Annotated in this window: 14 protein-coding genes; 1 reads left to right on the forward strand and 13 read right to left on the reverse strand. The window is 37.6% G+C overall.

Features of this window, described 5'->3' with window-relative positions:
* Nucleotides 1-1,533 carry a DHA2 family efflux MFS transporter permease subunit gene (locus tag AT683_RS00490; protein WP_038440310.1) on the forward strand — a complete coding sequence of 511 codons (1,533 nt, stop codon included), beginning with the start codon at nucleotides 1-3 and terminating at the stop codon, nucleotides 1,531-1,533.
* Between the two features lie 12 nt (nucleotides 1,534-1,545).
* Here AT683_RS00490 and ftsN read toward each other — a convergent pair whose 3' ends face one another.
* The 13 genes from ftsN to AT683_RS00555 all read right to left on the reverse strand — a co-directional run bounded on the left by ftsN (nucleotide 1,546) and on the right by AT683_RS00555 (nucleotide 18,478).
* Complete coding sequence (ftsN, locus tag AT683_RS00495; protein WP_038440311.1) at nucleotides 1,546-2,316, reverse strand: cell division protein FtsN; 771 nt, start codon at nucleotides 2,314-2,316, stop codon at nucleotides 1,546-1,548.
* 234 nt (nucleotides 2,317-2,550) lie between these two features.
* Nucleotides 2,551-5,631, reverse strand: a complete 3,081-nt coding sequence (gene acrB / locus AT683_RS00500) for a multidrug efflux RND transporter permease subunit AcrB (RefSeq protein WP_058222141.1) — start codon at nucleotides 5,629-5,631, stop codon at nucleotides 2,551-2,553.
* Between the two features lie 17 nt (nucleotides 5,632-5,648).
* Nucleotides 5,649-6,845: a multidrug efflux RND transporter periplasmic adaptor subunit AcrA gene (acrA, locus tag AT683_RS00505; protein WP_011272269.1), complete on the reverse strand. Its 1,197-nt coding sequence runs from the start codon at nucleotides 6,843-6,845 to the stop codon at nucleotides 5,649-5,651.
* A 31-nt stretch (nucleotides 6,846-6,876) separates the two neighbouring features.
* On the reverse strand, nucleotides 6,877-7,440 hold the full coding sequence (gene acrR, locus AT683_RS00510; RefSeq protein WP_011272268.1) for an efflux transporter AcrAB transcriptional repressor AcrR: 564 nt from the start codon (nucleotides 7,438-7,440) through the stop codon (nucleotides 6,877-6,879).
* Nucleotides 7,441-7,681: 241 nt separating this feature from the next.
* Complete coding sequence (rhlB, locus tag AT683_RS00515; RefSeq protein WP_038440313.1) at nucleotides 7,682-8,929, reverse strand: ATP-dependent RNA helicase RhlB; 1,248 nt, start codon at nucleotides 8,927-8,929, stop codon at nucleotides 7,682-7,684.
* A 117-nt stretch (nucleotides 8,930-9,046) separates the two neighbouring features.
* Entirely contained in the window at nucleotides 9,047-9,253 is a 207-nt protein-coding gene (yacG, locus tag AT683_RS00520; RefSeq protein ID WP_011272266.1) for a DNA gyrase inhibitor YacG, read from the reverse strand.
* Nucleotides 9,246-9,866, reverse strand: coding sequence for a dephospho-CoA kinase (gene coaE, locus AT683_RS00525; protein ID WP_038440314.1), 621 nt, complete (start codon nucleotides 9,864-9,866; stop codon nucleotides 9,246-9,248). Before coaE ends, yacG begins: the two co-directional genes overlap by 8 nt.
* Before the next feature lie 70 nt (nucleotides 9,867-9,936).
* A complete protein-coding gene (gene glyA, locus AT683_RS00530) occupies nucleotides 9,937-11,202 on the reverse strand; it encodes a serine hydroxymethyltransferase (RefSeq protein ID WP_011272264.1) in 1,266 nt (421 codons plus the stop codon).
* A 122-nt stretch (nucleotides 11,203-11,324) separates the two neighbouring features.
* Entirely contained in the window at nucleotides 11,325-12,896 is a 1,572-nt protein-coding gene (locus tag AT683_RS00535) for a phosphoethanolamine transferase (RefSeq protein ID WP_042594392.1), read from the reverse strand.
* Between the two features lie 155 nt (nucleotides 12,897-13,051).
* Nucleotides 13,052-14,341, reverse strand: coding sequence for a phosphoribosylamine--glycine ligase (purD, locus tag AT683_RS00540; protein ID WP_011272263.1), 1,290 nt, complete (start codon nucleotides 14,339-14,341; stop codon nucleotides 13,052-13,054).
* 95 nt (nucleotides 14,342-14,436) lie between these two features.
* Nucleotides 14,437-16,035: a bifunctional phosphoribosylaminoimidazolecarboxamide formyltransferase/IMP cyclohydrolase gene (purH, locus tag AT683_RS00545; protein ID WP_038440317.1), complete on the reverse strand. Its 1,599-nt coding sequence runs from the start codon at nucleotides 16,033-16,035 to the stop codon at nucleotides 14,437-14,439.
* Between the two features lie 187 nt (nucleotides 16,036-16,222).
* Entirely contained in the window at nucleotides 16,223-16,627 is a 405-nt protein-coding gene (locus AT683_RS00550) for a DoxX family protein (RefSeq protein WP_005693236.1), read from the reverse strand.
* Between the two features lie 111 nt (nucleotides 16,628-16,738).
* Nucleotides 16,739-18,478, reverse strand: a complete 1,740-nt coding sequence (locus tag AT683_RS00555; protein ID WP_038440318.1) for a protein-disulfide reductase DsbD — start codon at nucleotides 18,476-18,478, stop codon at nucleotides 16,739-16,741.
* Between the last annotated feature and the right edge of the window lie 60 nt (nucleotides 18,479-18,538).

The following is an 18,538-nucleotide window of genomic DNA, read 5'->3' on the forward strand; positions in this document are numbered from 1 at the left end:
ATGGACAATTCCGCAAAAAAATTCCCACCTATTCAAGGTGGTGCCCTGATTTTATTAACGCTGGCTTTATCTCTCGCCACCTTTATGCAGGTATTAGATTCTACGATTGCAAATGTGGCGATTCCTACTATTGCCGGCGATTTAGGCGCATCTTTTAGTCAAGGTACGTGGGTAATTACTTCTTTTGGTGTGGCAAACGCGATTTCTATTCCAATAACAGGTTGGTTAGCAAAACGTTTTGGCGAAGTGCGGTTATTTTTAGTCTCAACTTTTTTATTCGTTGTCTCTTCTTGGCTTTGTGGGATTGCAGATAGTCTTGAGGCATTAATTATTTTTCGCGTCATTCAAGGTGCTGTCGCAGGCCCCGTGATCCCTCTTTCGCAAAGTTTATTATTAAATAATTATCCTCCAGAAAAACGCGGAATGGCATTGGCGTTTTGGTCAATGACTATTGTTGTTGCACCTATTTTTGGCCCAATTTTAGGCGGATGGATTAGTGATAATATCCACTGGGGATGGATTTTCTTTATCAATGTTCCGATTGGTTTGCTAGTTGTGCTAATCAGTTGGAAGATTTTGGGTAGCCGAGAAAGTGAAATTGTTCATCAACCTATTGATAAAGTTGGTTTAGTCTTACTTGTCTTAGGTGTGGGATCTTTGCAATTAATGCTTGATCAGGGTCGTGAGCAAGATTGGTTTAATTCTAATGAAATCATTATATTAGCGGTGGTTGCTGCGGTTTGTCTGATTGCATTAATTATTTGGGAACTAACAGATGACAATCCTGTAGTGGATATTTCGCTTTTCCATTCTCGTAATTTTAGCGTAGGGTGTTTATGTACTAGTTTAGCCTTTTTGATTTATCTAGGTTCTGTGGTATTAATTCCGCTCTTGCTACAACAAGTCTTCCATTACACCGCGACGTGGGCAGGGCTTGCGGCTTCCCCAGTTGGATTATTCCCAATTTTGCTTTCACCGATTATTGGGCGTTTCGGTTATAAGATCGATATGCGAATTTTAGTGACGATAAGCTTTATTGTATATGCAATAACATTTTATTGGCGAGCGGTAACTTTCGAGCCATCAATGACATTTGTTGATGTAGCTTTACCACAATTAGTGCAAGGTTTAGCGGTGTCCTGTTTCTTTATGCCACTTACTACAATAACGCTGTCTGGCTTGCCTGCGCATAAAATGGCTTCAGCCTCTAGCTTATTTAACTTTTTGAGAACTTTAGCGGGTTCTGTAGGAACATCTTTGACCACATTTATGTGGTATAACCGTGAAGCTGTTCACCACACTCAATTAACAGAACACATTAATCCTTATAACCCGATTTCCCAAAGTTTTTACCATCAAATGAATCAATTTGGTTTAAGTGATACGCAAACTTCAGCTTACCTCGCTCAACAAATAACATCGCAAGGATTTATTATTGGCGCAAATGAAATATTTTGGTTATCAGCTATGGGATTCTTAGGATTGCTTATTGTGATTTGGTTTGCAAAACCACCTTTTAGTACTCAGCATTAAAATAAATATATATTACATACCAATCACAACACAATCGGTAACAGTTTTAGCTCTACTTTGCGCCTGTACTGCAAGCTCTCGAGTATCAAAACTTGCTACACGAACACGGTTCCATTCGCCGTTAGTTTGTATTTGAGCATTTAATCCTGTCATCTGTAAACGACCTTGCAAATTTTCAGCTTGCGCTCGATTTTTAAAAGCACCGCATTGTAAACCAAATTTCTTGCTATCCCGTACATTATTAACCGTTTTTATTTGTTCTACTTTTTTTGCGCTTTCAATTTTCTGTGAGTCTTGCTTTTTAATTGATTCCAATTTTACGATTTCTGACTCTGTATTTTTCATATCTTCCGTTTTTTTGGATTGAGTTCTCGTTGCATCTTCTATTCTCTGTTGCTCAGCCAGTTTTCTAGCTTCATCAGCCGCTTTTTGATCTCTTTCTATTTGAATTAAAACTTGACGTTGTTCTTCTGTTAAACGCATATTTTGTTCTACACTCGCTGGATTATTATCTACAGGTACAGTACGCGTTTCTAAGGCTTTAATATAACTCCACACTTCCTCTGGACGATTAGGTAACACACTTTTAGGTTGAGCTTTTTCCTGTTGTGTTATAGCTTGCTGCACGCTTACCTTACTGTTCTGATTTTTCAACAAATAAAGTCCAACAACAAAAACTAGAACAATAAATAAAGCAAGAAAAATCAAGACATTTGTATTCTTTTTCTTATTTTTTTTCTTATTATTTGAGCTACGACGCGCAGCAAAATCTCGATGTGCCACAATAAATTCCTAGATTTGAAGTGATAATTTTAATAATTCAACAAAATTCGCTAAGTTTACTGAAAAATAGTCTTTAAATAAAGACTAACATAAGTGGATTATTTATATAATTAACAGAATAAAAAAATACCGCACTTATACAGGTTATGCTCAAAAAAGTTGGATAAAACAACTATTTATAAGTACAAATTACGTAAGATAACCTAAGTGCGGTTTGTTTTTTCTATGTTTTAATTAGTGGGTTGTTTTATTTTCATCAAAAACCGGTAATGGTTTGTGTTCAGTTGCGATATAGCTATATACCACAGGCAAGACGAACAAGGTGAAAATAGTACCAATGGATAATCCCGCTACAATCACTATCCCAATACTAAAGCGAGATACCGCTCCCGCACCTGTTGCATAGAGTAATGGAATTAAGCCAGCTACCATTGCCGCCGTTGTCATTAGAATTGGACGCAAACGCACTTTTGCCGCGTGAGTGATTGCCTCAATTCGAGTTTTACCATAGTTTAGCTGTTCTTCTTTTGCCACTTCACACATTAAGATACCGTGTTTAGTGATTAATCCCACGAGAGTAATCAACCCAACTTGAGAGTAGATATTTAATGTTGTTCCTGCGATGCTAAAGAAGGATAAAATATTTAAGCTCACCAATGCACCACTTACGGCTAATGGTACGGAAATCATAATTACCATTGGGTCACGTATAGATTCAAACTGAATGGCAAGCACCAAGAAAATAATTACAACAGCAAGAATGAAAGTCGTCGTAAGTGCATTACCCTCTTGTACTAATTGACGAGCTTCGGATTTGAAATCATAAGTGTATCCTTGTGGCAAATTATCATTTGCCTGTTGTTGAAGCCAAGCAATGGCATCACCACTTGATATACCCGGCATTGGTACAGCACTGATTTCAGCCGAATTTAATTGGCTGAAACGCGGTAATGATGTTGGCTGAGTTTCTAATTTCATACTAATAACACTACTTAATGGCACTGATTGACCATTAGATGCAGTTAAATAATAATTTTGGAAACTTTCTGGCGATAAGCGATCATCTCGTTTTACCTGCGAAATGACTTTATAAGCGCGTCCATCCGCATCCACACGCGTAACTGTCGCACCAGATAAGAAACTCCCTAAAGTATTACTGATTTGTTGCATCGTGATGCCGTAAGTACCAGCTTTCTCTTTATCTACTGAAATTGTCATTTGCGCCGTGTCATAGGTCAAATCTAAATTTGTATAAATAAATTTGCCAGAGGCTTTCATCGCACTGAGGAATTTCTCTGCGGTGTTTGCCAAAGATTTATAATCTTGCGCAGTTTTCAATACAATAGAGACTGGAGCGCCTTGTTCCCCTGTATCAATTTCAGGAATGTTAAATGCTGATACTGACACTTCTGGAATTGATTTTGCTTTTTCATTAATTTCATTCATTATTGCGGATTGTTTACGTGAACGTTCTTTCCAATCTTTCAATGTGATGATATTTAACGAGCTATTAGAAGTTGGCGCACCAGCAATGCTCATACCAAAAGAGACTTCGGGTGTTTCCATTACATTTTTCATATATGGTTGCATTGCATTTTGAATGTAATCCACATTTACGCTAGATGGCGCGTTACCAATTGCAATAAATGCGCCTTTATCTTCATTTGGCGTTAATTCACTAGAAAGTGAATTAAACAAAAATGGGAGCGTTGAGAAAATCACGACCGCAAAAGCCAGCATTGATTTACGATTGAGCATAACGAGATCAAGCATGTATTCGTAAACACGATTTACTTTACCTAAGGTATGTTCTACGCGTTCTTCCATCCATGTTGGTTTAGCATTGGATTTGAGTAACTTACTACTCATCATTGGCGATAACGTTAATGCCACAACACCAGAAATAAATACTGCACCAGCAAGGGTTAAAGCAAACTCTTTAAACAATGTGCCAGTAATCCCCCCCATTAAAGCCATTGGTGAGTAAACTGCGATCAATGCGATAGTCATAGAAATTACAGGCACGGCAATTTCACGCGTACCAATAATCGCCGCTCGGAATGGCGTTTCTCCCGCTTTAATATGACGATCAATATTCTCCAGCACCACAATAGCATCATCTACAACTAAACCTATGGCAAGAATTAAAGCAAGCAAGGTCATTAAATTAATAGAAAAGTTGAAACTTTGTAGCAGCATTAATACGCCAATAAGAGAAATTGGAATAGCCAATATTGGAATTAAAATAGCACGGAACGAACCGATAAACATTAAAATTACCACTAAAACGATCAAAGTAGCTTCACCAATAGTTTTTATGACCTCGTGAATAGAGCTATTAATGGCAATAGTGCGGTCATAAAGAATATCGCTTTCCATACTGTCTGGCAGTTGTGTTTTTATACTTTCATATAAAGGGCGAATTTTTTCTGCGACAGTCAAAGGGTTTGCTGTCGAGGTTGGATTGATGGCTAACACAACGGACTCTGCACCATTTGCCGTAGCACGCGAATTATCATTTTCTTTATTTAATTCAACGGTTGCAATATCACGCAAACGCACTAAATCATCGCCATTTGATGAAATAATTAAGTTGCTGAGTTGTTCCACTGATTTCGTTGTAGTCTCTACTTTATTACGATAACTCACATAATAGCCATTATCGTTCCCCGCAGCCGTTTGTACATTATTTGCAGAAAGGGCAGACATCACTGTTGGCACAGAAAGATTTTGAGCTGCCATTTTTTGTGGATCTAGCCAAATACGTAATGCATACTCAGCCGCACCAAATACTTGTACTTCTGCCACGCCTTCAATCGTAAAGAATTGAGGTTTGACTACACGATTGATGTAATCAGTTACCTGACTAGAATCTAGTTTTTTAGATCGGAAACTGATATACATAATACCGCTCCCACCTGAAGAAGAGGATACACTAGGATCTTCAATACCATTTGGTAATGCTGACTTTACTGCATTCACTTTGGCTAACACATCTGCTAACGTGCCTGCAGGATCGGTATTTAATTTCATTTTTATTGTAATAGTCGAACTACTAGGCGCACTAGTCGAAGACATATAATCAATATTATCGGCTTGCGCGATAGATTCTTCCAATTTTGACGTAACAAATGCTTGGATTAAATTCGCATCTGCCCCTGGATATGCGGTACTCACTGTAATGACTGTAGTAGTCATTTTAGGGTATTCACGCACTGCCAATTTCGAGATTGCTTGCAACCCTAAAATAATCATTAACAAACTAATTGAAACTGCTAAAACAGGACGGCGAATAAATATATCGGTAAATTTCATTCGGATTTCCTCATACATTAAAGTGGTGTTTTATGTGCAGGCTCTACTGCACCCACAATGTCTTTTTTAATCCATTCCACAAGACTTCCATTACCAATACCTTGCTGACCGCCTGTAATAATTTTATCTCCCGCTTTAACTTCATTTCCCTGTAATTGAGCATAAACACCTTGACGATCTTTAGTAAATACGGTGATCTGTTTCGCACGATAGAGACGATCCAATTTTTCATTACCTGACATTTTTCCTTTTTCTTCTTCAGATAATGGTTCAAGTAAATAGGCAATTTCGCCATACATATTGTAGCTAATAGCTACTTGTGGAACGACAACTTGATTTGTTTCAGTTGGTAGCGCAATGCGTAAACGAGAGAACATACCTGAAAGCAATTTATGCCCATCTTCAGGATTAAATGTAGCTTGAACATCAACTAAACCTGTTGATGAATTAATGGCAGGTTCAATAGCCGTAATTCGAGCTGAAAATGTTTCGCCCAAGCGAGCATCTGTTGTCGCTGTAACGCGCTGACCGATATGTAATTTATCTAAATCATTTTGTGAAAGAGCAAAATCCACTTTCATTGAGCTAGTATCTTCTACACGCACAATTTCTGTTCCAACATTCACATATTGTCCAACATTGATTTTCACAATACCTGCTTTGCCATCAAATGGCGCAACAATTTTACGGCGCTCAATTACTGCTTTTAAAGATTCGATATTGGCTAGTTGAGCGTCATAAGCCGCTTTTGCGTTATCCATTTCTTGACGTGATACAGCATTGCTGTTTAATAAACCCACATAACGCTGGTAAGTTTGACGAAGTGCTGATAATTGTGCCTGAGCAGCTTGTAGATTAGCTCGTTCAACAGAACTATCAAGTTCCACAAGCACCTCACCTTTTTTCACATTTTGTCCATTTTGCACAAGTACTTGAGAAATCGTACCTGCATTTTGTGTACTGAGCAATGCGCCTTGATTTGGACGCACAAGACCTGTTGTGTTAATAACTGGCGTCCATTCACGCGGTTGAACTTCAAGTGCGGTTACTGGGCTTGAAGATTCTGGCATTTCTGCAATGGCTCGGCTTATCATTACGCCTTTTATTATATTAAAACCGATGACACCGACAAAAATTAAGACAAATACCACTAAAATTATTTTCATCAAGAAAATATGTGAGCGTTTTGGTCTTTGATGTTGAGTTTGACTCATGTTTAAAGCTCCGTTATAAAAATAACAACAATTATTTCTGAATCGCACGCCAAGAGCGTTCAATCACAGATTCTAAAATTTCAGGCTTAAGATCGAAATCGATAAATTTTGCATCAGAGGCTAAATTTATCGCCGTTTTCAAACTTAATAAAAAGAGAATATCTTCAGATAATTCCGCTAATAAGCCAGCTTTTTTGGCTTGGTCACAAAATAAATCCCAACGACAATTTTTAACGTTTTTACAAATATCCTTGAAATTAGGCAAAGATTCATATTGCTTTAAATTGGATAGAATGGTGGGATTTTCTTGTAAGAAATACCAAATATTTTTCCACATTTGTCGATACTGTTCGAAAAAAGGCTTAGATTCATCAAAATCTTTTTCAAGTGTTGCCATAAACATTGAAAACACTCTATGTGCAAATTGTTCAAGCAACTCATCTTTGTTTTTGAAATAAAGGTAAATCGTTCCTGCTGCTACATTTGCCTCTTTTGCGATTTTATGCATAGAAAGCCGATCTAAACCTTCTTTTGCCATTAAACGATCGGTAGCAAGAAAAATTTGTTCGGCTAAATCAGTTTTAGCTTGTCGCATAAGATCCTTGAGTAAAATAAGGAGCAATAATTGCTCAAAAATGAATGGACGTTCATTTTATTTATTTTTTATTTTTTGGCAAGTTAAAAAACAAAAAGCGTAACAATACTTATCTGTAGGTAATCCGTAAACCCATAAGATGAATGATAAACAAAGGAGGATATAAAAAATAGGAATATAAAATGCAGTCAAAATTAACCGCACTTTTCATCATCAAATCAAGGTGTAGAATGAGGCTACCTTATTTTGTGTGATAAGAACGATGTCTTGTATGCCCTTGCGGTGGTACTGCACGTTTTAACCGATACGGTTTCGGCAGTTCAAGCAAGGCTTCTGTTTCATATTGGCTCACTGGGATAGAATGGCCAATATATTCTTCAATTCCTGGTAAATTCATCGCATATTCTTCGCAAGCAAAACTAATCGAAACGCCACTTTCCCCTGCTCGTCCAGTACGGCCAATTCGGTGAACGTAATCTTCCCTATCATCAGGTAAATCATAATTGAAAACATGCGTCACATCAGAAATATGCAAGCCACGAGCAGCCACATCTGTTGCTACTAAAATATCTAAATCACCGTCGGTAAATTGTTTTAATAACGATAAACGTTTTTTCTGGGCTACATCGCCAGTCAGTAAACCAACACGATGTCCATCAGCCGCCAAATAACCCCAAATTTCTTCACAACGATGTTTTGTATTCGCAAACACAATACAGCGCTCAGGCCATTCATCTTCCATTAAGGTTAAGAGAAGTGCCATTTTATCCTGATTAGATGGATAAAAAAGTTCTTCTTTAATACGATGACCTGTTTTTTGTTCCGGTTCTATTTCAATATATTCAGGATCATTCATATCCTCAAATGCTAATTCACGCACTTTATAAGAAAGCGTCGCTGAAAATAACATCGTTAAACGCGCTTGCGGAGCGGGGCATTTACGCAATAAATAACGAATATCACGGATAAACCCAAGATCAAACATTCGATCCGCTTCATCTAGCACGACAACTTGGATTTCATCTAAACCAATTACGCCTTGTTTTACATAATCAATGACTCGCCCCGTCGTACCAATCAAAATATCTACGCCACGCTCAATCACTTGTAGTTGTTTATCATAACCATCGCCACCATAGGCAAGTGCGGTCTTTAATCCACTCGCTTTTGCAAGAAATTCTGCGTCATTACTAATCTGTACCGCTAATTCTCGAGTAGGTGCTAAAATCAAAGCTCTTGGGTGAGGATATTCAAGATTAGGATCTTGGTGAGTTAAAAGATGGTGAAAAGTAGCCGTTAAAAAAGCCATTGTCTTGCCTGTACCCGTTTGAGCTTGTCCTGCAACATCTCGTCCATTTAAACTGATAGGCAAGGATAAAGCCTGAATTGGGGTACAAAAATCAAAGCCTTTTTTTGCCAAAGCACCTCGCACAATCGGATGTAGAGGAAGAGCGGAGAATCGTTGTTGGCTTAAATAATCTTGTTGCATAAAAATCACATTTTAGAATAATAAAATCACGTTTAGCATAGCATTTTTAGGAAAAATCCTCAAAAAAAGCACCGCACTTATAAAAATTAACCGATAGGGTTTCCTATCGGTTAATCTCTATTTAATGCTCCATCCGTCACTCACATTTGGATCCATTGCAAAATCAGCAGTATCACTTGGAATCGCTTTTTCTTCAGCCGCCCATTCGCCAAGATCAATTAACTGGCAACGTTTGCTACAAAAAGGTCGAAAAGTACTTTCATTTATCCAAGGCACCGATTTTTGGCAAATCGGACAAGGTACTTCAATCATTTCGTCAGGCATTTTTATTTTCCGCTTGTTGTAAATAAAACTGGTGCAATTCTAGCACCTTTTGCTGCAAGTGCGGTAAGTTTTGGGCCAGTTCAGAATCATTGTTAATCACATCATCTGCCCATTTTAAACGCTCTTGTTGAGAAACTTGAGAATTCATAATTCGTTGAATTTGCTCAAAATTATTGTTATCTCGTTGTGATGAACGAGCAAGTTGAGTTTGTGGACTCACATCCACCACCAAAATACGATCACAAAGTGCGGTCAATTTATTTTCTATTAATAAAGGGACGACAAATAATGTGTAAGGCGCAGTTTGTTCAGCTAATTTTTGTTTCATTCGTTCACGAATAGCGGGATGTAGAAGGTTATTTAACCACAATTTATCTTCATCATGGTTAAACACTCGCTCTCGTAAAGCCGCGCGATTAAGCTCGCCTTGTTCCGTTAAAATTTGAGCCCCAAAATGTTCAACAATTTTTGACAATAAGGGGGAATCTTTCGCGACGACTTCTCTAGCAACCACATCCGCATCCACTAGAGGTACGCCAAGATCGGTAAATAAATTAGCAATCGTTGTTTTACCACTACCAATGCCACCAGTTAAGCCAACAATATAAGTCATATAATTTCCCATAAAAAATAAGCGGCGATATTAATCGCCGCTAAACATATAATCAACGAAAGAAAATAAATCATTTCGGATAAACTGGAAGACGTTTACAAATTGCTAATACTTTTTCTTTAGTTTCAGCAATCACTTGTTCTTCATTTTCTTTGCCTAAAGCATCTAAAACATCACACATCCAGCCAGCTAATTCACGCACATCATTTTCATTGAAACCACGGCGAGTCACAGATGGTGTACCTACACGGATGCCAGAAGTGACGAATGGTTTTTGCGGATCGTTTGGTACAGCATTTTTATTCACTGTAATATTTGCTTTGCCTAATGCCGCATCAGCTGCTTTACCTGTTAATCCTTGTTTAATAAAACTTACTAAGAACAAGTGGTTTTCAGTGCCATTTGACACAACGTCATAACCACGTTGTTTAAATACCTCAACCATTGCTTTCGCATTTTTGATTACATTTGCTTGGTATTCTTTATATTGAGGCTCTAATGCTTCTTTAAAGCAAACTGCTTTTGCCGCAATAATATGAACTAATGGACCACCTTGATTTGCAGGGAATACGGATGATTGTAATTTTTTGTAGATTTCTTCATCGCCACAAGATGAAAGAATTAAACCACCACGCGGACCGCCCAACGTTTTATGGGTTGTTGTTGTCACAACATGTGCATGAGGGAGTGGATTTAGATATAAACCCGCTGCAATTAATCCCGCTACATGCGCCATATCCACAAATAAATACGCACCAACTTCATCTGCGATTTCACGCATTTTCGCCCAATCCACAACTTGTGAATAAGCCGAGAAACCAGCAACGATAAGTTTTGGTTTACATTCTAATGCTTTTTGACGAACATCTTCATAATCAATTAAGCCATCCGCAGTAATTCCATAAAGTACGGAGTTATAAATTTTGCCAGAGAAACTGACTTTTGCACCGTGAGTTAAATGACCACCGTGAGCCAAATCCATACCTAAAATAGTATCGCCTGCATTAATCAATGCACCATACACCGCAGCATTCGCTTGTGATCCAGAGTGCGGTTGAACATTCACGTAATCTGCACCAAATAATTCTTTCGCACGGTCAATTGCTAACTGTTCCACAATGTCCGCATACTCACAACCACCGTAATAACGTTTACCTGGATAGCCTTCCGCATATTTATTAGTGAATTGTGAACCTTGCGCTTCCATCACACGTGGACTCGCATAGTTTTCAGATGCAATGAGTTCGATATGTTCTTCTTGACGACGATTTTCATCTTGGATCGCTTGCCACAATACTGGATCGTAATCAGCGATAGTCATATTTCTTGTAAACATTGTGTTCTCCTGTTATGTAATTTATGGCAGATAGTTTAACTGTTTATGGATAAAAACTTAATTAAAATTTCATTCCTAAATTTTCATTACTTAAATGAAATTAATTCATCATAGCGTCTAATTTAATGAACATACTCTTGTTTACCATTAGATTCTATTTTTAGGTATCCAGCATCACCTGTGAGAATATTTCCATTAACAACCCCCTTATCGCAAGTGCTAACTGAATAGTTATATCCCATTATATTAATAATAAAGCTAGATAACTGATTATGAAATGAAATCTTACATGATTCAAAATTGTCCAACACTAGTTTCTGTATTTCTTCATTTGGACTATATAGAACTAATGGCACAATATAATTATCTTCATCAAATGTCCCTTGCTTATAAGTGTCGCCTTTTACATATTGACCATGATCTGATGTATAGGCAATTATCCAATCTTTAGAAGATTTATTAGATAAGTAATGGTAAACCTCTGAGATAAAGTTATCAGTATTTAGAATAGTATTATCATAATTATCTGTTGCGTTATTTTTTCCAAACACCTTCTCTTTTTCATCTAATAATGCCCCATAGGGAATATGACTCCCTCTATGATGTAAAACAACAAAATGATAACCATTATCTAAATTAATATTTTTAAAAGCAGGAAGTAATTTATTATCAGGCATTGAATCTCTTAAAGAATACCCTTCATTATCTGGAAAACGAATATCATCAATCCAAGCTCCTCCTAAAAAATTGATCATATGCATATCATCCCTAGCTTGAGCTGAATAAAAATATGTCTGAAAGCCTTGCTCTTTCGCTAAATTAAATAAATTCGTATCTCCTTTAGCTATCTGTTGTATTCCATTTGGATAAGGAATTGCATTAAAAAACATTGGTAAAGAAATTGCTGTTAGCTTTCCTCCTGAATAAGTTTTACCAACAAGAGCTCCTGATTTATATTTTAAGCTATCTAAAAAAGGAGATGTTTTTCTCCCGTAACCAAAAGCACTAAAATGACTTGAGGTCGCACTTTCCCCCATAATTAAAATTATATTCTTAATTTTCGGAGAGCCCGATTTCATAGGCTTAGATTTATGATAAAGAGGAATATTAGATAAAGAAAATATCTCATAAGGAACAATTCGTCCTATAAAATAACCCAACGATAAATAATTGGATTTTAATCGAGAATAAACAGTGTTAGGTGAAATAAAACGCTCATGGGATTTTGTTGTATACGCTCGAACAAAAACATACATCATCACAGCATAAAAAATAAAGTCAAAAATCCAAGAAAGTTTATATACTTTTCTTTTTATGAAACTTAAACTTAAAAACACAGCAACTTCAAATAAACCAAATAACAATGGATATATGAATTTATCTATCATTGTTAAGCCAGCATTTGTTATCTCATTAATTTCTTTAAATGCAAGTGAGTAATTAACAGGTCCAATCCAAGATTGGTATACTGCATAATGTACATTATTAACAACAATACTTATTGCAAATAAAGCGCCAACTAATATTCTTGTAATTCTATATTTTGAAAAAACAAACAAACAAACAAACAAACAAACAGACAAATAACTTTCAGTGTATCTCTCAATACTAGAAATATTAAATAATTTTCTATAAATAACTTCTAATGAAAGAAGAATTGCAGAATATAATACTACGATGACAAATTGTCGCATAAGTTGATATAACCTCATAAAGTAACAAAATAATAATTCTAATTTATTGTCAGAGCAATCGTAAACGTTGCCCTAACAAAATCCTAAATCCTAGGAAAATACAATTCTACCCTGTACAATATTTTTTATCTAATTAAATTCAACAAGATTTCTAACTATTTTGCTTGTTCTCGTTCCACAGCCCTGTAACCAATGTCTCGACGATAAAAACGCCCAGACCATTGAATTTGCTCAGCCAATTTTAACGCTTTTTGTTGTGCTTCAAATACACTTTCGCCTAACGCAGTCACACAAAGTACACGACCGCCGTTTGTGACTAGCTTGCCTTCTTGTTCTGCGACACCCGCTAAGAAAACTTTCTCGTTTTTGACCGCACTTTTAGGCAATCCGCTGATTTCATCGCCTTTGCGATAATCCTTTGGATATCCCTCTGCAGCCAATACGATACCTAAAGAAGCTCGTGGATCCCATTGTGATATTACTTCATCTAATTTGCCGTCACATGCTTTAAGACAGAGTTCAACAAGGTCTGATTTGAGACGTAGCATTATTGGCTGCGTTTCTGGATCACCAAAACGACAATTAAATTCGATCACTTTCGGCTGCCCATTTGGCATAATCATTAATCCTGCATATAGGAAACCCGTGTAAACACTGCCTTCCGCTGCCATGCCATTAACGGTTGGGTAAATCACTTCCTTCATAATGCGACTATGAATTTCGGGTGTTATTACTGGTGCAGGCGAATACGCGCCCATACCGCCTGTATTTAACCCCGTATCATTTTCGCCCACGCGTTTATGATCTTGGCTAGTAGCCATAGGTTCTACGTTTTTACCATCTACCATGACGATAAAACTTGCTTCTTCGCCATCTAGAAATTCTTCAATCACTACTCGGCTGCCCGCTTCGCCAAAGGCATTACCAGAAAGCATATCGCGTACTGCATCTTCGGCTTCTTGCAATGTCATCGCAACGATTACGCCTTTACCCGCCGCCAAGCCATCCGCTTTAACGACAATTGGTGTGCCTTTTTCACGCAAGTAAGTCAATGCAGGTTCGACTTCGGTGAAGTTTTGATATTCCGCTGTTGGAATTTTATGACGAGCGAGAAAATCTTTAGTGAATGCCTTTGAACCTTCCAATTGCGCAGCCGCTTTAGCTGGCCCAAAAATCTTCAATCCAGCTTCACGAAATGCATCAACTACCCCAATCACTAAGGGGGCTTCAGGACCAACAATGGTTAATCCAATTTGTTTATCTTGAGCAAATTTCACTAATGCTGGAATATCTGTCGCAGAAATATTCACGTTTTCTACTTTGTGTTCCAATGCAGTACCAGCGTTACCCGGTGCGACAAAAACTTTATCTGCTAATGGAGATTGTGCAACTTTCCAAGCCAAGGCGTGTTCACGACCGCCGTTTCCGATGATGAGGATGTTCATGTTGTAGTCCTTGCGTATGCCTAATTTAAAAAAAGTACGGCTATTTTTTACCTGCAATTCCCCCTCTTTTGTAAAGAGGGGGATAGTTAGATAAATTAATGTCTAAAATGTCGCATTCCAGTCAATACCATTACCATATTATGTTCATCCGCCGCATCGATGACTTCTTGATCGCGCATTGAACCACCTGGATGGATCACACATTGAATTCCCACTTTCGCTGCAGCATCAATGCCATCACGGAATGGGAAGAACGCATCAGATGCCATCACACAACCTGCCACGGTCAAGCCTTCATCCTGTGCTTTGATACCTGCAATTTTGGCCGAATACACACGGCTCATTTGACCTGCACCAATGCCGATAGTTTGATTGTCTTTGGCGTAAACAATGGCATTCGATTTCACAAATTTTGCCACTTTCCAGCAGAATAATAAGTCTTTTAATTCTTGTTCAGTTGGCTGACGTTTACTCACGACTTTTAAATCATCCACGCCAACCATACCTAAATCCGCATCTTGTACTAATAAACCGCCGTTTACACGTTTGAAATCCAAACGTTCGGAACGAGAAGTCCATTCACCACATTCAAGCAAACGCACATTTTTCTTACGCTTCATTACTTCTTGCGCTTCAGCAGAAACTTTCGGTGCGATAATCACTTCAACGAATTGGCGTTCCACAATTTCATTCGCCGTTTTTTCGTCTAATTCACGGTTAAAAGCAATAATGCCGCCAAAAGCAGACGTTGGATCGGTTTGGTAAGCGCGATTATAAGCGTCTAAAATATCCTTACCTAACGCCACGCCACATGGATTGGCATGTTTAACGATTACGCAAGCTGGATCGTCAAATTCTTTCACGCATTCAAGTGCTGCATCAGTGTCGGCAATATTATTGTAAGACAAGGCTTTACCTTGCAGTTGATTAGCTGTAGCCACGCTCGCTTCTTTCACATTTAAATCAACATAAAATGCCGCATTTTGATGGGCGTTTTCGCCGTAACGCATAGTTTGTTTACGCACGAAGTTAAGGTTTAAAGTCCGTGGGAATTGACCGCACTTCGCATTCGCCTCTTCTTCCTCTGCAATATGATAAGGTTTTACTAGCTGACCGAAATAGTTGGCAATCATAGAATCATATTGAGCGGTATGTTCAAATGCTTTAATCGCAAGGTCAAAACGAGTTTCAAAAGTTAGGCTGTTTTGATGTTGATCCATTTCGGCTAGAATTGCGTTGAAATCATTGTTATTAACTACGATCGCCACATCTTTGTGGTTTTTCGCTGCAGAACGCACCATGGTAGGCCCCCCAATATCGATATTTTCTACCGCATCAGTCAAGGTGCAATCAGATTTTGCCACAGTGGCAGCAAAGGGATATAAATTCACCACCACCATATCAATGCCTTCAATGGCATGTTGCTGCATGATGGCATCATCTGTACCACGACGACCAAGAATCCCGCCATGTACTTTGGGATGTAAGGTTTTCACTCGACCGTCCATCATTTCTGGGAAACCTGTGTAATCAGACACTTCCATTACAGGTAAAGCATTTTGTGCTAAAAGTTTTGCCGTTCCACCTGTTGAAAGTAGTTTTACACCACGTTTAACTAAACCTTGAGCAAACTCTACAATACCCGTTTTATCAGACACACTCAGTAAAGCCTGACGAATTGGACGATCTGCCATTGTATTTTCCTTTCATTAAATAGTTAAAAATAAGCGATGAGAATTATAACGCAAACGTTTGCTTAAATATAGAAAAGATTAAATATAATTTCTTAAAGTGCGGTAAAAATACGATAAATTTCAGGCATAAAAAAGCCCACATAAATGTGGGCAAAAATAAGGATAAAATTATGAAACTACAACTAAACTACTTTTTAAAAAACTTATTATCTAAAGCACAAGCACCTGCGCCAGAAAATACAAAATATAGAAAGAGAAGTGAGTAAAGTAATGCAAGCTCACCGCCATTTGCAATTGGGAAAAATAGGTTTCCTTTTCCTGCTACGTGGAGAAAGAAATAGGCATATGCCATTTCCACTGACAAAATAAACGCGGCTTGGCGTGTAAATAAACCTAAGATTAATAAAATGGAACCAACAATTTCAATTACGCCTGCCACTAGTAGCATTGGATCGCCTACTGCACCATTTCCTCCAGTCATAGAAATTGGAAATTCCAAAAATTTTGCCGTGCCGTGTAAAATAAACATATAAGCGACAACGATACGTAAAAATGCCAAGAAATACGGGCGATATTTTTCAAGATTGTTCATTTGCTTTCCTTTTGTTTAAAGATGAATTAAAACGGCGTCATATTAATCTTTAACGGGTAGTTAAACAATAATTAAAATTGAAAAATACTTTTTACCAAAAGTAAAAAATAACTAAAGTAGCTTTTCAATCCAATTAGAAAAAGCATCAGCATCCATAAAGCCCGTTACTCTACTTCCTTTAATTTCATTATTTTGCTGATCAAAAAATAAAATCGTAGGCAATCCCATCACATTAAAGCGTTCCATTAATGCTTTATTTTCTGGGCTATTCTTTGTCATATTCACTTGTAACAATAAGATATTTTGAAATTGCTGTTGCACTTGTGGATCTGAAAACGTCAGCTTTTCAAATTCTTTACAAGCAACACACCAATCCGCGTATAAATCCAACATAGCAATTGAATGCGGATTTTCCGCTAAAGTGCGGTCAAGTTCTTCAGTATTTTTAATTTGCTTAAATTTAACTTGAGAAACAGGCATATTTTCTACCGCACTTTGTGTTGTAGTTTGAGTTTGCCAAATCCAATTTTGCAGGGGTTGTACAGTAACCATAGCCAACGCAAAACTAATAATTTTAATAGCATAGCCAAAACCGTTCTTAGACATCTGCAACGCAAACCAAATAAAAAATACTGTCGCTAATCCAGCCCATAAGCGTGGCTCCCATACTTCAGGCAAAATACGAGAAAGTAAAAATACAGGTAACGCCAACATCACAAAGCCGAATGTTTGTTTTACGGTATTCATCCACTCACCTGATTTGGGCAAAATTTTATTACCAAACAATGTGATTAACATTAGCGGCACGCCCATACCAAGTGCGAGCAAATAAAGGGTTACTGCGCCTGTAAATAAATCGCCACTTTGTGCCACATAAAGTAAAGCACCAGAAAGTGGCGCAGATGTGCAAGGCGATGCCACCAGCCCAGCAATCATTCCCATCGCAAAGGCACCGCCAAAAGCACCCGAGGTTTGTTTTTGGCTCCATGTATTCAATTTATTTTGTAAGCTATTTGGCAATTGAATGGTAAATAAGCCAAACATTGAAAGGGCAAGAGCAACAAATAAAATAGAAAGCCCGATCATCACATAAGGATGTTGCAAGGCGATTTGAAACGGTAAACCGATGGCTGCCACTGCAAGACCTAACAAAGTGTAAGTCAGAGCCATGCCTTGAACATAAAGAAAAGCTAAACTAAACGCTCGCATCATATTTGGACGTTGTTGCTGACCGATAACAATAGCAGAAAGCAACGGTAACATTGGCAATACGCAAGGCGTAAAAGCCAGTCCCAATCCTAATACAAAGAAACCAAAAATTGCCCATTTACTATGGAATAAACCATCAGCTAAACGATCTTGTTCAGATAAAAGTGCGGTATTTTTTTCAACTGTTTTTTCGACAATTTGCTTTTGAGAAACGGCTAAATCCCCAATTCGTAATACTTTAGTTTCAGGCGGATAGCAAAAACCTTCGGTACATCCTTGATAAGTGATTTCAACCTTATCATCAGCATTATTAAATGCGCCCCTAAATATGCCATCAATTGAGTGAGTAAAAACTTTTACTTCGCCAAAATAAGGATCTTGATGTAATTCCGCCGCCTGTTGGGTATGTAAAGAGAGAGGATTTGATTTACCGACTAACTCAGCACTAATTTTATCTTGATACAAATAATAGCCATCGGCAATATCCCAATGGGCTTGTAACTGGCTTTTATCTGTAGATAAAGTAGCAGAAAAAGCAAAAGCATCATCTACTTTTAAGAAGGTTTGTTTTTTATCGAATAAACCTGAATTAGCCGCAAAAGCGGTGAAAATCAGCGTAAAAAAAAGAAAGAGTTTTTTCATAGAATTGAGTGTAAAAATATAGATGCTCGAAATTCTATCACAAAGAAAGTTGAATACCTA

Origin of the sequence: Haemophilus influenzae (assembly GCF_001457655.1) — a bacterium.
GTDB classification, from domain to species: domain Bacteria; phylum Pseudomonadota; class Gammaproteobacteria; order Enterobacterales; family Pasteurellaceae; genus Haemophilus; species Haemophilus influenzae.

Excerpts from the sequence above, each read along its gene's own strand:
- AT683_RS00490 (WP_038440310.1), top strand. The coding sequence starts at position 1 with ATGGACAATTCCGCAAAAAAATTCCCACCTATTCAAGGTGGTGCCCTG.
- acrB (WP_058222141.1), bottom strand. The coding sequence starts at position 5,631 with ATGAAATTTACCGATATATTTATTCGCCGTCCTGTTTTAGCAGTTTCA.
- acrA (WP_011272269.1), bottom strand. The coding sequence starts at position 6,845 with ATGAGTCAAACTCAACATCAAAGACCAAAACGCTCACATATTTTCTTG.
- acrR (WP_011272268.1), bottom strand. The coding sequence starts at position 7,440 with ATGCGACAAGCTAAAACTGATTTAGCCGAACAAATTTTTCTTGCTACC.
- rhlB (WP_038440313.1), bottom strand. The coding sequence starts at position 8,929 with ATGCAACAAGATTATTTAAGCCAACAACGATTCTCCGCTCTTCCTCTA.
- yacG (WP_011272266.1), bottom strand. The coding sequence starts at position 9,253 with ATGCCTGACGAAATGATTGAAGTACCTTGTCCGATTTGCCAAAAATCG.
- coaE (WP_038440314.1), bottom strand. The coding sequence starts at position 9,866 with ATGACTTATATTGTTGGCTTAACTGGTGGCATTGGTAGTGGTAAAACA.
- glyA (WP_011272264.1), bottom strand. The coding sequence starts at position 11,202 with ATGTTTACAAGAAATATGACTATCGCTGATTACGATCCAGTATTGTGG.
- AT683_RS00535 (WP_042594392.1), bottom strand. The coding sequence starts at position 12,896 with ATGCGACAATTTGTCATCGTAGTATTATATTCTGCAATTCTTCTTTCA.
- purD (WP_011272263.1), bottom strand. The coding sequence starts at position 14,341 with ATGAACATCCTCATCATCGGAAACGGCGGTCGTGAACACGCCTTGGCT.
- purH (WP_038440317.1), bottom strand. The coding sequence starts at position 16,035 with ATGGCAGATCGTCCAATTCGTCAGGCTTTACTGAGTGTGTCTGATAAA.
- AT683_RS00550 (WP_005693236.1), bottom strand. The coding sequence starts at position 16,627 with ATGAACAATCTTGAAAAATATCGCCCGTATTTCTTGGCATTTTTACGT.
- AT683_RS00555 (WP_038440318.1), bottom strand. The coding sequence starts at position 18,478 with ATGAAAAAACTCTTTCTTTTTTTTACGCTGATTTTCACCGCTTTTGCG.